This is a genomic window from Micropruina sp. (assembly GCF_047606365.1).
Lineage (GTDB): Bacteria > Actinomycetota > Actinomycetes > Propionibacteriales > Propionibacteriaceae > Micropruina.
The window spans coordinates 1-13,278 of the sequence record NZ_JASGEN010000038.1 but is presented as its reverse complement, the minus strand read 5'-3'; the positions used below and the strand labels follow the sequence as shown (position 1 = coordinate 13,278).

At 68.0% G+C, this 13,278-nt stretch carries 16 protein-coding genes; 2 read left to right on the top strand and 14 right to left on the bottom strand.

Going from position 1 to position 13,278, the window contains the following annotated elements; translation table 11 throughout:
- A partial coding sequence (locus QM624_RS05320) for a ribonucleotide-diphosphate reductase subunit beta (protein ID WP_415089494.1) occupies positions 1 to 617 on the top strand: 617 nt, incomplete at its 5' end.
- 117 nt (positions 618 to 734) lie between these two features.
- On the top strand, positions 735 to 1,553 hold the full coding sequence (locus QM624_RS05315; RefSeq protein WP_415089491.1) for an HAD family hydrolase: 819 nt from the start codon (positions 735 to 737) through the stop codon (positions 1,551 to 1,553).
- A 10-nt stretch (positions 1,554 to 1,563) separates the two neighbouring features.
- Here QM624_RS05315 and QM624_RS05310 read toward each other — a convergent pair whose 3' ends face one another.
- The 14 genes from QM624_RS05310 to QM624_RS05245 all read right to left on the bottom strand — a co-directional run.
- Entirely contained in the window at positions 1,564 to 2,730 is a 1,167-nt protein-coding gene (locus QM624_RS05310) for a pyridoxal phosphate-dependent aminotransferase (RefSeq protein WP_415089489.1), read from the bottom strand.
- Positions 2,731 to 2,790: 60 nt separating this feature from the next.
- Positions 2,791 to 3,036, bottom strand: coding sequence for a DUF1272 domain-containing protein (locus QM624_RS05305; protein ID WP_415089487.1), 246 nt, complete (start codon positions 3,034 to 3,036; stop codon positions 2,791 to 2,793).
- A 220-nt stretch (positions 3,037 to 3,256) separates the two neighbouring features.
- On the bottom strand, positions 3,257 to 4,105 hold the full coding sequence (gene dprA, locus QM624_RS05300) for a DNA-processing protein DprA (RefSeq protein WP_415089485.1): 849 nt from the start codon (positions 4,103 to 4,105) through the stop codon (positions 3,257 to 3,259).
- A 32-nt stretch (positions 4,106 to 4,137) separates the two neighbouring features.
- Positions 4,138 to 4,380 carry a hypothetical protein gene (locus QM624_RS05295; RefSeq protein WP_415089483.1) on the bottom strand — a complete coding sequence of 81 codons (243 nt, stop codon included), beginning with the start codon at positions 4,378 to 4,380 and terminating at the stop codon, positions 4,138 to 4,140.
- Complete coding sequence (locus tag QM624_RS05290) at positions 4,367 to 5,911, bottom strand: YifB family Mg chelatase-like AAA ATPase (RefSeq protein WP_415089480.1); 1,545 nt, start codon at positions 5,909 to 5,911, stop codon at positions 4,367 to 4,369. The genes QM624_RS05295 and QM624_RS05290 overlap by 14 nt, the downstream gene beginning before the upstream one ends.
- Entirely contained in the window at positions 5,908 to 6,273 is a 366-nt protein-coding gene (locus QM624_RS05285; protein ID WP_415089478.1) for a YraN family protein, read from the bottom strand. Before QM624_RS05285 ends, QM624_RS05290 begins: the two co-directional genes overlap by 4 nt.
- A gap of 154 nt (positions 6,274 to 6,427) precedes the next feature.
- Positions 6,428 to 6,739, bottom strand: coding sequence for a DUF2469 domain-containing protein (locus QM624_RS05280; protein WP_298128911.1), 312 nt, complete (start codon positions 6,737 to 6,739; stop codon positions 6,428 to 6,430).
- 12 nt (positions 6,740 to 6,751) lie between these two features.
- The gene (locus QM624_RS05275) at positions 6,752 to 7,420 is read right to left on the bottom strand and encodes a ribonuclease HII (protein WP_415089475.1); all 669 of its coding nucleotides are present in this window, start codon (positions 7,418 to 7,420) and stop codon (positions 6,752 to 6,754) included.
- A 7-nt stretch (positions 7,421 to 7,427) separates the two neighbouring features.
- A complete protein-coding gene (lepB, locus tag QM624_RS05270; RefSeq protein ID WP_415089473.1) occupies positions 7,428 to 8,180 on the bottom strand; it encodes a signal peptidase I in 753 nt (250 codons plus the stop codon).
- Between the two features lie 45 nt (positions 8,181 to 8,225).
- On the bottom strand, positions 8,226 to 8,576 hold the full coding sequence (gene rplS, locus QM624_RS05265; protein WP_415089471.1) for a 50S ribosomal protein L19: 351 nt from the start codon (positions 8,574 to 8,576) through the stop codon (positions 8,226 to 8,228).
- A gap of 205 nt (positions 8,577 to 8,781) precedes the next feature.
- Positions 8,782 to 9,540: a succinate dehydrogenase/fumarate reductase iron-sulfur subunit gene (locus tag QM624_RS05260; RefSeq protein ID WP_415089469.1), complete on the bottom strand. Its 759-nt coding sequence runs from the start codon at positions 9,538 to 9,540 to the stop codon at positions 8,782 to 8,784.
- Positions 9,537 to 11,552 (bottom strand): fumarate reductase/succinate dehydrogenase flavoprotein subunit, encoded by a 2,016-nt coding sequence (locus QM624_RS05255; protein WP_415089467.1) that lies wholly within the window; start codon positions 11,550 to 11,552, stop codon positions 9,537 to 9,539. The genes QM624_RS05260 and QM624_RS05255 overlap by 4 nt, the downstream gene beginning before the upstream one ends.
- Entirely contained in the window at positions 11,552 to 12,199 is a 648-nt protein-coding gene (locus QM624_RS05250) for a succinate dehydrogenase cytochrome b subunit (protein WP_415089496.1), read from the bottom strand. The genes QM624_RS05255 and QM624_RS05250 overlap by 1 nt, the downstream gene beginning before the upstream one ends.
- 224 nt (positions 12,200 to 12,423) lie before the next feature.
- A partial coding sequence (locus QM624_RS05245; RefSeq protein WP_415089465.1) for a polysaccharide deacetylase family protein occupies positions 12,424 to 13,278 on the bottom strand: 855 nt, incomplete at its 5' end.

Genomic DNA, 13,278 nt, shown 5'->3' with positions numbered 1-13,278 from the left:
CCGCCGAGATCGACGACGCGTTCCGCTGGAGCGAAGAGAACGAACACCTGCAGCGCAAGGCGCAGATCGTGCTCGACTTCTACTACGGCGACGACCCGGAGAAGCGCAAGGTCGCCTCGACGATGCTGGAGTCGTGCCTGGTCTACTCCGGCGTCTACGCCCCGATGTACTGGTCGAGCCACGCCAAGCTGACCAACACCGCCGACCTGATCCGGTTGATCATCCGCGACGAGGCGGTGCACGGCTACTACATCGGCTACAAGTACCAGGTGGCCCTGCGCGAGGCGTCCCAGGCGCGGCGCGACGAGCTGAAGGACTACACCTTCGACCTGCTCTACGAGCTGTACGACAACGAAGAGAACTACACCGAGGACCTCTACGACCCGCTCGGCCAGACCGAGGACGTCAAGATGTTCCTGCGCTACAACGCCAACAAGGCGCTGATGAACCTCGGCTACGAGCCGCTATTCCCGAAGCAAGCCACGGCGGTCTCCCCCGCCATCCTGGCGGCGCTGTCGCCCAATGCGGACGAGAACCACGACTTCTTCTCCGGCTCCGGCTCGTCCTACGTGATGGGCAAGGCGGTGAACACCGAGGACTCCGACTGGGACTTCTGAGGTTCCACGCCGGCGCGGCTGCCTCGGAGCACCCGTGGACGCCGATTGTGACGTCCACGGCAGTCCGCATAGACTGTTTTTTAGTTGAAACGTCTAATTTCAGGAGTTGCTTCGTTCGTGGGCAAGATCGTGTTCATCGACTTCGACGGAACCATCGCCGACCGAGGAGCAATTCCTCCCGCCCACGCCGAGGCGGTTCGCGAAGCCCGCGACAGGGGTCACCACGTCGTGCTGTGCACGGGGCGTCCGCGCTCCCTGGTCAGCGACGAGGTCCGGGCTCTCTTCGACGGCATGGTCGGCGCCGCCGGCGGCTACATCGAGGTGGACGGCGAAGTGTTGTCCGACCAGCGCTTCCCCGCCGAACTCGGGGCCCAGGTCGTGTCCGTGCTCGACGCGCACGACGTGGCCTACATCCTGGAAGCACCGGACGCCGTGCACGCGCGTCCGGCCACCCGCGCCCGGATCGCCGCACTGCTGCAGGTGGACCGCGGCGACGAGGCAGCCACCGGACGCACCGGTGTGGACATTCTCGACGCCCTCCACGTCGCCGACGACCTCAAGACGGTCTCGTTCAGCAAGGCCGCCTGCTTCGACGCGAATCTGCCCATGGCGGACGTCGCACGCCACCTTCCGACCGGGGTCGGCTTCCTGCCGAGCTCTCTGGAACTCGGCGAGCGCGCCGGCGAGCTGTACCTGGCTGAGGTGAACAAGTCGGTCGGAATGAAGCTCACCGCCCGCCATTTCGGTGCCGACGAGGCCGATGTGGTGGCCATCGGCGACGGCTACAACGACCTGGAGATGCTGCGCGACGCCGCCACCGCGGTCGTCATCGAAGGCGCTCCCGAGCCGGTGCTGGCCGTGGCCGACCTGGTGGTGCCACCGCCGGAGCGGGCCGGGCTCGTCGAAGCCTTCGCCCGCCTGGGGCTCACCGCCTGATTCCGACCGATCAGTCTCGGCGCAGCGCACCTAGCCGCCGGACGGCCTCGTCCAGCACCTCGTCACGCTTGCAGTAGGCGAACCGGACGAGGTGACGTGCGCCGTCCGGGTTGTCGTAGAACACCTGCATGGGCACCGCGACCACACCACACAGTTCCGGCAGGGCACGGCACAGTTCGTAGCCGTCGGCGTAGCCGAGGCTGCGGGCGTCGGCGACGACGAAGTAGGTGCCCCGCGGCCGGAAGGTGGCGATGCCAGCTTTGGTGAGGCCGTCGATCAGCCGATCGCGTTTGTCCTGCATCGCCGTCCGGAAGCCGTCGAAGTAGCTGTGGGGCAACTGCAGCGCCTCGGCGATCGCCGGCTGGAACGGTGCCCCGTTGACGTAGGTGAGGAACTGCTTGGCGGCCCGGACGGCAGCGACCAGTTCATCCGGACCGGTGGCCCAGCCGATCTTCCAACCCGTCGCTGAGAATGTCTTGCCGGCCGACGACAGGGTGACGGTGCGTTCAGCCATGCCCGGCAGGGCGCTCAGCGGCAGGTGGGCGACGCCGTCGTAGGTGAGGTGCTCGTAGACCTCGTCGGTGACCACCAGCACGTCGTGTCGCACGGCGAGTTCGGCGATGAAGGCGAGGTCGTCGGCGCTCAGCACCGCGCCGGTCGGATTGTGCGGCGAGTTGATCAGCAGCAACCTGGTCCGGGGATTGATCGCGGCGGCGAACGTTTCGCGAGGCAGGGCGAAGTCAGGCGGTTCCAGCCGAATCGGACGGCGTACCCCGCCGGCCAGGGCGATGGTTGCGGCGTAGGAGTCGTAGTAGGGCTCGAGCAGGACCACCTCGTCACCGGGTTCGAGCAGGCCCAGCATGGCGGCCGCGATGCCCTCGGTGGCCCCGGCGGTGACCAGGACCTGGCTGTCCGGGTCGAGCTCGATGTCGTAGAAGCGTTGCTGATGTGCCGCGATGGCCGATCGCAGCGTCGGGTCGCCGGGTCCGGGCGGATACTGGTTGACGCCGTCGGCGATCGCCTGCCGAGCCCGCTCGAGCATGCTGTCCGGACCGCCGAAGTCGGGAAAACCCTGCCCCAGGTTGACCGAGGCGGTGCGCACGGCCAGCGCGGACATCTCGGCGAAGATGGTCGAGGTGAATCCCTCGAGCGCCCGGTTGAGTGGTCCTCGAGTCATGACCGACACCCTAATGCGGCGCGCCGCGATCCTGTCTGTCGCCGCGTCTACCGCCTGGTGTCAGGCGCTGTGCACCAGCCGACGGGTGTCGGAGTGCGGCTGGACGGTCGGCGCGTGCATTCGCCGGCTGAAGGCGCGGGCCGGGCGCAGCTGCAGGCTGCCGCCACAGTTGGGGCAGCCTCCGCCGGGAAATGTGGCGGCACAGGCCGCACACCAGGTGCATTCGAATGAACAGATGTAGACGCGGTGATCTCCGGCCGCAAGCTCACGGCCGCAACATTCACAGCTGCGACGATAATCCAGCATGGTTGCCGTCCCTTCGTGCTGGCGCTCCCCCATTGATCGGGCGGCGTCACCACACGACCGCACTCCACAGCGAGCAGGCTCTCGGCGGGTGAAGGCAAATGGCTGAAAGAACCGCCACTGGCCGAATCGCCCCATCCCCCCTTGATGTGGTGCGATTCGGTCAACAGCGTCTTAAATGTCCCCCCGACACCCGTCACTGTATCGAGATGTCGCTGTCGCATCAGTCACCCGCGCGAGTGACAGCGGGACGCGGCAGACGCCAGCCGGCGGCGCCATGCTCGACCAGGCCGCGGTCAGAAATTCTGTCGAGGATGCCGAGACAGCTGCCCAGAGGCAGACCGGCCCGCAACGTCACCTCGCCGGTGTCGATCTCGCCACGCGCCGGAATCGCTTCGTAGACCGCCAGTTCGTCGGCACTGAGCTCGTCGAGCACACGATGTTGATCGGGACGGGCGGCGGTCGGGCGTCCGAGCGGCCCAACCAGCTCCAGCACGTCGGACACCCCGGTGCACAGCACCGCCTCGGCGTCGCGGATCAGCCGGTGCGGCGTGGTCGAGGTCGCACTGTGCACCGGACCCGGCACGGCCAGCACGACCCGGCCGCAGGCGTTCGCCCAGCTCACCGTGTTGCGCGCCCCGCTGCGCCAGGCGGCCTCCACGATGATCGTGGCCGGGCACAGCGCGGCGATCAGCCGATTGCGCGACAGGAACCGGGCCCGGGTCGGATGCTCGCCGGGGGGCAGCTCACTGACCAGCAGCCCCTGACCGGCGACCCGCTGCAGCAGGGTGGCGTTGCCCGGCGGATACGGCTTGTCCAGGCCGCCGGCCATCACCGCGACCGTCGGTGCGGCGCCGGCCAGCGCCCCGGCGTGTGCGGCCGCGTCGATGCCGTACGCTCCCCCGCTGACCACACTCACACCATGACCGCCCAGGCCGGCGGCCAGGTCGGAGGCCACCGATTCACCGTAGGCCGTCGCGGCTCGCGACCCGACGATGGCGACGGCACGGGCCGACACTTCGGCGAGGTTCGCATCGCCCTTCACCCACAGCCCGAACGGCATGCCGTTCATCTCCTGCACCGATTCGCAGGTGGCGAGGACGCTCAGCGAAGCCGGCCATTCGTCGTCGCCGGGATCACGAACCGGAGCCGGTTGCGACGGGTGGCTCGCCGGACGGCGTCCAGGTCGAGCGCCTGTGCCCGTTGCGCCCACCGCGAGCGCGACGCACGGCTGCGGAGTCCTTCCAGCACCGCGATCGGTCCGTGCTCGGCCACCGCTGCCGTGACCGCGGTGCTGGCCGGCTCGACCACGCAGCACAACGCCATCCGTGCCTCACGCTCGTGCACTGCCGACCCCTCCCAGTTCGAGCCCGTGGCGCATCGCCAGGGCGGTGTGCAGATGGTCGCGGTCCGGGCGGTCGGCCCGGGCCAGATCGGCGACGGTCCAGGACAGCCGAAGCACCTTGTCGACGCCGCGGGCGGACAGCCGTCCGCGCGCGACCGCGTCGTCGAGCAGGTCGATGCCGTCCGGCAGGGGCAGCACGCGTCGCAGCGCCGCACCGGGTACCTCGCCGTTGGTTCGCCAGCCGTGCTCAGCCAGTCGATGCCGTTGCCGCTCACGCGCCTCGGCCACCCGTGTGGCGACCGCTGCGGACGTCTCGCCTCCGCCGAGTGCGGCCTTCAGATAGCTACGCGACATCGGACGCAGCTGATGCCGGATGTCGATGCGGTCGAGGATCGGGCCGGAGATCCGCTCGCCGTAGCGCCGGACCGCCATCGGTGCACAACGGCACTGCGCACCCGGAGTACCCGCGTTGCCGCACGGACATGGGTTGGAGGCCAGGACGAGCTGGAAGCTGGCCGGGTAGGTAGCCTGCGCAGCCGCCCTGCCTAGCACCACCCGGCCGGATTCCAGCGGCACCCGCAATGCCTCCAGCACTCTCGGCGGAAACTCCGGCGCTTCGTCTAAGAACAGAATCCCGTTATGGGCACGGCTGATCGCACCGGGTTGAGCGATCCTCGCCCCGCCGCCGACGATGCTCGCCAACGACGCGGTGTGATGCGGGTCGGCGTAGGGCGGGCGCCGGATCAGACCGCCATCGAGTGAAAGCCCGGCCAGCGAGTGGACGGCCGATACCTCCAACGCCTCGGCCTGGTCGAGGTCGGGCAGGATGCCCGGCAGCCGCTCGGCCAGCAGGGTCTTGCCGACACCGGGCGGGCCGTGCAGATGCAGATGGTGCCTGCCGGCGGCCGCCACCTCGATCACCCACTTCGCCTCCAGTTGGCCCGCCACGTCGCTCAGGTCTTTGACCGGCGCCGGCTCATCGCCGACCGACATCACCGGTTCGGGCGCCGGCTTCGGCGAGCCGCCCAGCAGCACCGCCACCAGATCGGGCAGATCGTTGACTCCCCACAGCGTGAGGCCCTCGACCAACTGGGCTTCCCGCAACTGGGCGGCGGGCACGACCGCCGTGCTGAAGCCCGCGGTGACGGCGGCGAGCAGGGCCGGCAGCAGACCACGCACCGGGCGGACCCGTCCGTCGAGGCCGAGTTCGCCGAAGAGCACCATGTGCTCCAGCACCGCACGATCGAACTTCTCGTCGGCGGCCTCGACCGCGGCGACGATGGCCAGATCGAAGTGCGAGCCCGCCTTCGGTAGCGTCGCCGGTGACAGGTTGACGGTGACCAGTTGCGGGGGCCAGCCGAGGCCGTGCGCATGGACGGCGGCCCGGCATCGCTCTCGTGCCTCGGTGAGAGCTGCGTCGGCCAGGCCGACGATCACCATGCGGGGTAGCCCGCCGCCGATCGCCGCCTCCACCTCGACGATGGTGCCCTCGACGCCGACCAGCGCGACCGAGAAGGCCCGTGCCGGCGTCACTGCCCCACGCCTTCCAGGTGGGTGATCCGCGGTCGGCCGTCACGAAGCAGCAGCACGCCGATGGCGTCGAGCCGATAGCGCGGAACCCAGTGCTGCTGCTCACCCAGCCAGGTCAGCGCCAGTCGCCTGAGCCGGCCGAGTTTCTCGGCAGTGATGGCCTCGAGCGGGTCACCGAAACCGGTGCCGGTACGGCATTTGACCTCGCAGAACACCAGCACCGGGTCGGGTTCGGCGGTGTGCGCGATGATGTCGACCTCGCCGAGCGAACAACGCCAGTTGCGTTCGATGATCGTCCAGCCCCGGCGCACCAGGTGCTGGACGGCCGCCACCTCGCCCGCTCGCCACACTGCCTGTCGTTCCACGTCCTCATCGTGGGCACCGGCGTCCGAAAGTGGTCAAAATCGCTGCCGGGCTGTGGATAACAGTGGCTGACAGGGGGCCTCGACAAGCTCGACCAACGAGGACGGGACTCGACAAGCTCGACCAACGGTGAAGACAGGCTCACCGACGGTGGGCTCAGAGGTCGTCGGGAACCTTCAGCTCGCTGTGCGCGATCTCTTCGATGGAGACGTCGCGGAAGGTGAGCACCTTGGCCGACTTCACGAAGCGCGCCGGACGGTACATATCCCACACCCAGGCGTCGCCCATGGACACCTCGTAGTAGACGTCGCCGCCCTCGGTGCGCACCTTGAGGTCGACCGCGTTGCAGAGGTAGAAGCGCCGTTCCGTCTCCACCGCGTAGGTGAAGATCCCGACCACGTCCTTGTACTCCCGGTACAGCTGGAGTTCGAGTTCGCTCTCGTACTGTTCAAGATCTTCGGCGCTCATAGCGCACCCACTCTATATGGTCCGCGCACTCAGCGAGGGACGCCTCAGCGCAGCCGCCCGGCGGACGTTCTCGAACCGCCACCGGTGGATCTCGCAGGGCCCGTTCGCGTCCAGGTGCTGCTGGTGCAGCGGCGTGCAATAGCCCTTGTGAATGTCGAAACGGTAGTCGGGCCACTGGTCGTGGGCGGCGGTCATCAGCCGGTCCCGGGTGACCTTCGCGATCACGGACGCCGCCGCGACACAACCGGCGACCGCGTCGCCCTTCCAGACCGCGAGGGAGGGCGCGCCGAGCCCGTCGACGCCGAAGCCGTCGGTGAGCACGAAGTGCGGGGCGGTGGGCAGTCGCCAGACGGCCCGGCGCAGCGCCTGGATATTGGCCACATGCATGCCGAGCCGGTCACATTCACCGGGTTCGATCAGCACCACCGACCAGGCCACCGCCTTGGTCAGGATCTCGTCGTAGCAGCGCTCACGTTGGGCCGGGGTGAGCAGCTTGGAATCCTTCAGCCCCGTCACCTGGGCGCCGGGGGTACTGCCCAGGATCACCGACGCCGCCACGAGGGGGCCTGCGCAGGCGCCGCGTCCGGCTTCGTCGGCACCGGCGATCAGCGGGAATCCGGCCCGGCGGAGTGCCCGCTCATAGCCGTACAGACCCGCGTCGCGACGCACCACGAACGGCATCGTGGCCTCAGCAGACGGGCACCGCTCCGGTGATCACCGGGCGGTCGGGGGGTGGCGCGGTCGGTTCGGGAACATGGGTGAAGGTGTCAGGCCGCGACAGGATTCGCCAGCGGTCGAACGGGAACACGATCGCTACCGCGGAACCCACCACGTTGGCCGTGGGCACGAACGCCCCCGACCCGCCGTTGCCCTCGTTGAGATGGCAGCGCGAGTCCTGGGAGTTGTTGCGATGGTCGCCCATCACCCAGATCCGGTCCTTGGGAACCACCACGTCGAAGGGCATCGTCGACGGCTCGACCGTCTGTCCACCCTCGGAATACAGGTAGGAGCCCTCGTCCAGCGGTTGGCCGTTGACGGTGATCCGGCCCTGCGAATCGCAGCACTTGACGTGATCGCCGGGCAACCCGATCACCCGTTTGATCAGGTGGTTCGAACTCTCGTCGGGCGCCAGGCCGATGAAGATCAGCGCCTTGCGGACGGGATCGGTCTCTTCCTCAGGGTCGGCGAGCCAGCCCTGGGTGTCGCGGAACACCACGACGTCGCCGCGCGACCAGCCGGCGACCTTCTGCACCATGACCCGGTCACGGATCAGCAGCGTGTTCTCCATCGATCCGGATGGGATGACGAACATCTGGGCGATGAACAACCGCAGCAGCGTCGACGCGACCAGCGCACCGATCACCACGATGGCGATCTCTTTCGCCCACATGCCAGCCACCCGGCCGGCCGAGGGCTTCTCGGCGGGGGGTGACTCACTCACCGCGGACCTCCTGCCTCTGGTCGCGTCCGCAGTACGACGGACGGCTCAGCGGTCGCGCTTTTCCTTGATCTTGGCCGCCTTGCCACGCAGACCACGCAGGTAGTACAGCTTGGCCCGGCGGACGTCGCCGTGGCGCTCGACCTCGATCTTGTCGATGATCGGGGAGTGCAGCGGGAACGTCCGCTCGACGCCGGTGCCGAAGCTCACCTTGCGGACGGTGAACGACTCGCCGATGCCGCTGCCGGTGCGCGAGATGACCGCGCCGGCGAACACCTGGATACGGGAGCGGTTGCCCTCAACGACCTTCACGTGCACCCGCACGGAGTCGCCGGGACGGAACTGCGGGATGTCCGAACGCAGGGAGGCCTCGGTGACCTCGGCAACGATCTTGTTCATGTGAATTTTCCTCGCCGGTGCCACAGGACACCTCGTGGTTGGTCAGAACGTGAGTGCGGACGCCTTCCCCCTGTGGCAGGGGCGTTCGGCACCGAGGATCAAGTTTGCCATAACCCCTCCCCGGGCCGAAATCGAGCTTGCCGGACCTCTGCAGGGTCTCGACGAGCTCGACCGACGGCGACTGGGACGAGCGCTGGCGAGGGACCTACTTGTCCTTCTTGAACAGCGAGTGCATCAGGTCGCGGTTCAGCTGGCTGATGGTGTCCAGCGGGATCTCCTTGGGGCACACCGCGGCGCATTCGCCGATGTTGGTGCAGTTGCCGAAGCCCTCGATGTCGTGCTGGGCCACCATGCCCTTGACCCGCGACCAGCGTTCCGGCTGGCCCTGCGGCAGCATCGCCAGATGGGTGATCTTGGCCGAGGTGAACAGCATCGCCGACCCGTTCGGGCAGGCCGCCACGCAGGCGCCGCAGCCGATGCAGGTGGCGGCGTCGAAGGCGCGGTCGGCGTCGGCCTTGGGCACCGGGGTGTTGTTGGCGTCCTGGGCGGCGCCGGTGTTCACCGAGATGTAGCCGCCGGCCTGGATGATCCGGTCGAAGGCGCTGCGGTCGACCACCAGGTCCTTGATCACCGGGAAGCCGCCGGCCCGCCACGGTTCGACGTCGATCACCGCGCCGTCGGCGAACGAGCGCATGTGCAGCTGGCAGGTGGTGGTCGGCACCGGGGACGAGCCGCGTCCGTGCGCCGAACCGTTGATCACCACACCGCACATGCCGCAGATGCCCTCACGACAGTCGTGGTCGAAGGCCACCGGTTCGACGCCTTCGACGGTCAACTGTTCGTTGAGCAGATCGAGCATCTCCAGGAACGACATGTCGGGGCTGACGTCGGCCAGTTGATAGGTCTGCATGGCGCCCTTGGCCTCGGCGTTCGCCTGCCGCCAGACCCGCAAGGTGATGTTCACTTGTAACTCCGTTGCTTCAGCTCGATGAACTCGTATTCCAAGGGCTCCTTGTGCAGCACGGGCACATCGCCGGTGTACTCCCAGGCCCCCACGTAGAGGAACTGGTCGTCGTGCCGCAGCGCCTCGCCGTCCGGGGTCTGCGATTCGGCCCGGAAGTGCCCGCCGCAGGATTCCCGCCGATGCAGCGCGTCGACACACATCAGCTCGCCGAGTTCGAGGAAGTCGGCGACCCGTCCGGCCCGCTCCAGGGTCTGGTTGAACTCCTCGTTCTGACCGGTCACCTTGACGTCGCGCCAGAACTCTTCGCGCAACTCGCGGATCAGGCCGATGGCCTTCTTCAGGCCCTCGTCGGTGCGCTCCATGCCGCAGTATTCCCACATGATCTGGCCGAGCTCCTTGTGGAAGGAGTCGACCGTGCGGCTGCCCTGGATCGACAACAAGGTGTCGATCCGCTCCTGGACGCTGCGCACCGCGGCGACCACGTCCGGGTGGTCCGCTGTGATCTTCGGGAACGGCGCGGCGGCCAGATAGTCGTTGATGGTGTTGGGCAGCACGAAGTAGCCGTCGGCCAGGCCCTGCATCAACGCGGACGCGCCGAGCCGGTTCGCGCCGTGGTCGGAGAAGTTGCACTCTCCGGTCGCGTACAGGCCGGTGATCGAGGTCATCAGGTCGTAGTCGACCCAGACGCCGCCCATCGTGTAGTGCACCGCCGGGTAGATCCGCATCGGGGTCTCGTAGGGGTCCTCGGCAGTGATCTGGGCGTACATGTCGAACAGGTTGCCGTACTTGGCGGCAACGCCGTCCTTGCCGATCCGCTTGATCACCTCGGCGAAGTCGAGGTAGACGCCGCGGCGCACCATCTTCGTCGAGCCGTCCTGCTGCTTCTCGGCGACGGCCGGACCGACACCGCGTCCCTCGTCGCACATGTTCTTGGCCTGCCGGGACGCGATGTCACGGGGCACCAGGTTGCCGAAGGCCGGGTAGATCCGCTCCAGGTAGTAGTCGCGGTCCTCTTCGGGGATCTGCCGCGGATCCTTGTCGCAGTCCTCGGCGCGCTTCGGCACCCAGATGCGTCCGTCGTTGCGCAGCGATTCGCTCATCAGGGTGAGCTTCGACTGGGTCTCGCCATGCACCGGGATGCAGGTCGGATGGATCTGGGTGTAGCAGGGGTTGGCGAAGTAGGCGCCCTTGCGGTGGGCCCGCCAGCCGGCCGTGACGTTGCAGCCCATCGCGTTGGTGGACAGGAAGAACACGTTGCCGTAGCCGCCGGTGGCCAGCACCACGGCGTCCGCGAGATGGGTTTCGATCTCACCGGTCACCATGTCGCGGGCGACGATGCCGCGGGCGCGTCCCTCGACCAGGATCAACTCGAGCATCTCGTGCCGGGTGAACATCTGCACCGTGCCGGACGCGACCTGCCGTTCGAGCGCCTGGTAGGCACCGATCAGCAGCTGCTGCCCGGTCTGGCCGCGGGCGTAGAAGGTGCGCTGCACCTGGACGCCGCCGAAGGAGCGGTTGTCGAGCAGGCCGCCGTACTCGCGGGCGAACGGGACGCCCTGAGCGACGCACTGGTCGATGATCCGGGCGCTGACCTCGGCCAGCCGGTAGACGTTGGTCTCCCGGGAGCGGTAGTCGCCGCCCTTCACCGTGTCGTAGAACAACCGGTACACCGAGTCGTTGTCGTTGCGGTAGTTCTTCGCGGCGTTGATGCCACCCTGGGCGGCGATGGAGTGGGCGCGCCGGGGGCTGTCCTGGTAGCAGAAGTTCAGCACGTTGTAGCCGGCCTCACCCAGGGACGCCGCGGCGGCACCACCGGCCAGGCCGGTGCCGACGATGATCACCGTCAGCTTGCGCCGGTTGGCCGGGTTGACCAGCTTCGCCTCGAACTGCCGCTTGGCCCACTTGCCCTCGATCGGCCCGGGCGGGGCCTTGGTGTCGTGCACCTCGGCGCCCTCGCGCCAGTACGCACCCTGGGTGGTTGCCGCCTCACGCTCAATGGTCTGGGTTGCCATCACTTCACCGCCCCGAACAGCACCGCGAGCGGCGCGATCATGAATCCGACATACAACAGGATCGCCACCGCGTAGGCGATGATGTTCCACCACTTGCGGCTGGTCGCCGAGGTGTTCGCACCCAGCGTCGCGAACGCGCTCCAGAAGCCGTGCCGGATGTGCATGCACACCGTCACCATCCACAGCGCGTAGGCGAGCACCAGCCACCACTGCTGGAACGAGGCCACGAACATGTCGTACGCCCCGGCGTCCGCGGCGAAGCCGGTCCTGATCGTGCGCGAGGTGAACTGGAGGATGTGGAACACCAGGAAGCCGGCCAGGATGACGCCGCCCCAGCGCATGGTGCGCGCCGAGTAGGTCTGCTGGATCGGCTTGGAGTTCACGTACTTGGTGCCGCGCGCTCGCCGCGCCCGCAGGGTGAGCGTCGCCGCCGACCAGACGTGCAGCACGATCGCCGCCAGCAGGAAGGTGCGGAAGATCCAGATGAACCAACCCTTCGGCACCAGCGGGTAGAGGATGTCCCCCTTGAGCCACTCGGCGTAGTGATCGAAGGATTCGGCACCGAAGAACACCTTCAAGTTGCCGTACATGTGCATCAGCAGGAACCCGATCATGATCAGGCCGGTTACCGCCATCAGCGCCTTCATGGCCACGGATGAACGGACGGCCCGAGCGCGTGGGGAAAGAGTCGTCGTCGCCACGAGAGTCACCATATTCCCCTTGCGACGGCCATGTTGAACGGACGGCCAATGTCGTCGCGGATGAGACGAAAGGTCTCGTGACTCGGGCCGACAGCGGTGTGGTGACCAAAGGAACCGTCCCCGGTGACCAAGGGAACCGTCCCCAGTGACCGGGAGAACCGTCCCCGGGGTCAGTGGCGGCCGCGGACGTAGGTCTTGCCGGGCTTGGTGGGGCCGAGGATGTCGTCCAGGCTGACCAGGGTGTAGCCCTTGGCGCGCAACTTGGCGATCAGGGTGGGGACGGCCTTGATCGTCCACGGGTGGATGTCGTGGGCCAGCACGATCGCGCCGGGCGCGATCTGGGGCAGGGTGACCTCGACGATCTTGGCCGGCTTGTTGTACTGCCAGTCCAGGGCACCGGCGCTCCACAGCACGACCGCCTGGCCCTGCTTGCCGGCGACGGCGTCCACGGCGGCGTTGTGCAGGCCATACGGCGGGCGCAGGTAGTGCGGCTTCACGCCGGTCACCTTGGTGATCAGCTTGGTGTTGTCGACGATCTCCTGGCGCGCCTTGGTGGCTGCGATGCGGGTCAGCATCGGGTGGCTGATGGTGTGGTTGGCCACCGTCATGCCGGGCGTGGTGGCGATCCGCTTGGCCACCTCCGGGTGTTGCCGGATCATCGTGCCGACCAGGAAGAAGGTGGCCGGCACCTTCTCTTTGACCAGGGTGTCGAGCAGCTCCGGAGTCTGCGGGCCGGGCCCGTCGTCGAAGGTGAGGGCGACGCATTTCGCCTTGCGGCAGTCGATGGCGGCGGGTGTCTCGGCCGGAGTACTGGGTGAGGGGCTACCGGTGCTGGCCGGCGTGCTCGGCGCCACCGAGGGTGCGGTGCCGTCCGGGCTGGGTCCGGCGGAGCTACCCGTGGACGGAGCCGCGCAGCCGGCCAGCAGCACGGTCAGTACGCAGACGACGGACAGGAATCGGGAGCGGGTCACCGGACCAGTGAACGCCTTCCGGAGCGGGATTCCCAGCCGACGCGCGAGCCGATG

Excerpts from the sequence above, each read along its gene's own strand:
- QM624_RS05280 (WP_298128911.1), bottom strand. The coding sequence starts at position 6,739 with ATGAGCGCCGAAGATCTTGAACAGTACGAGAGCGAACTCGAACTCCAG.
- rplS (WP_415089471.1), bottom strand. The coding sequence starts at position 8,576 with ATGAACAAGATCGTTGCCGAGGTCACCGAGGCCTCCCTGCGTTCGGAC.
- QM624_RS05310 (WP_415089489.1), bottom strand. The coding sequence starts at position 2,730 with ATGACTCGAGGACCACTCAACCGGGCGCTCGAGGGATTCACCTCGACC.
- QM624_RS05275 (WP_415089475.1), bottom strand. The coding sequence starts at position 7,420 with ATGCCGTTCGTGGTGCGTCGCGACGCGGGTCTGTACGGCTATGAGCGG.
- dprA (WP_415089485.1), bottom strand. The coding sequence starts at position 4,105 with ATGAACGGCATGCCGTTCGGGCTGTGGGTGAAGGGCGATGCGAACCTC.
- QM624_RS05250 (WP_415089496.1), bottom strand. The coding sequence starts at position 12,199 with ATGAAGGCGCTGATGGCGGTAACCGGCCTGATCATGATCGGGTTCCTG.
- QM624_RS05255 (WP_415089467.1), bottom strand. The coding sequence starts at position 11,552 with ATGGCAACCCAGACCATTGAGCGTGAGGCGGCAACCACCCAGGGTGCG.
- QM624_RS05305 (WP_415089487.1), bottom strand. The coding sequence starts at position 3,036 with ATGCTGGATTATCGTCGCAGCTGTGAATGTTGCGGCCGTGAGCTTGCG.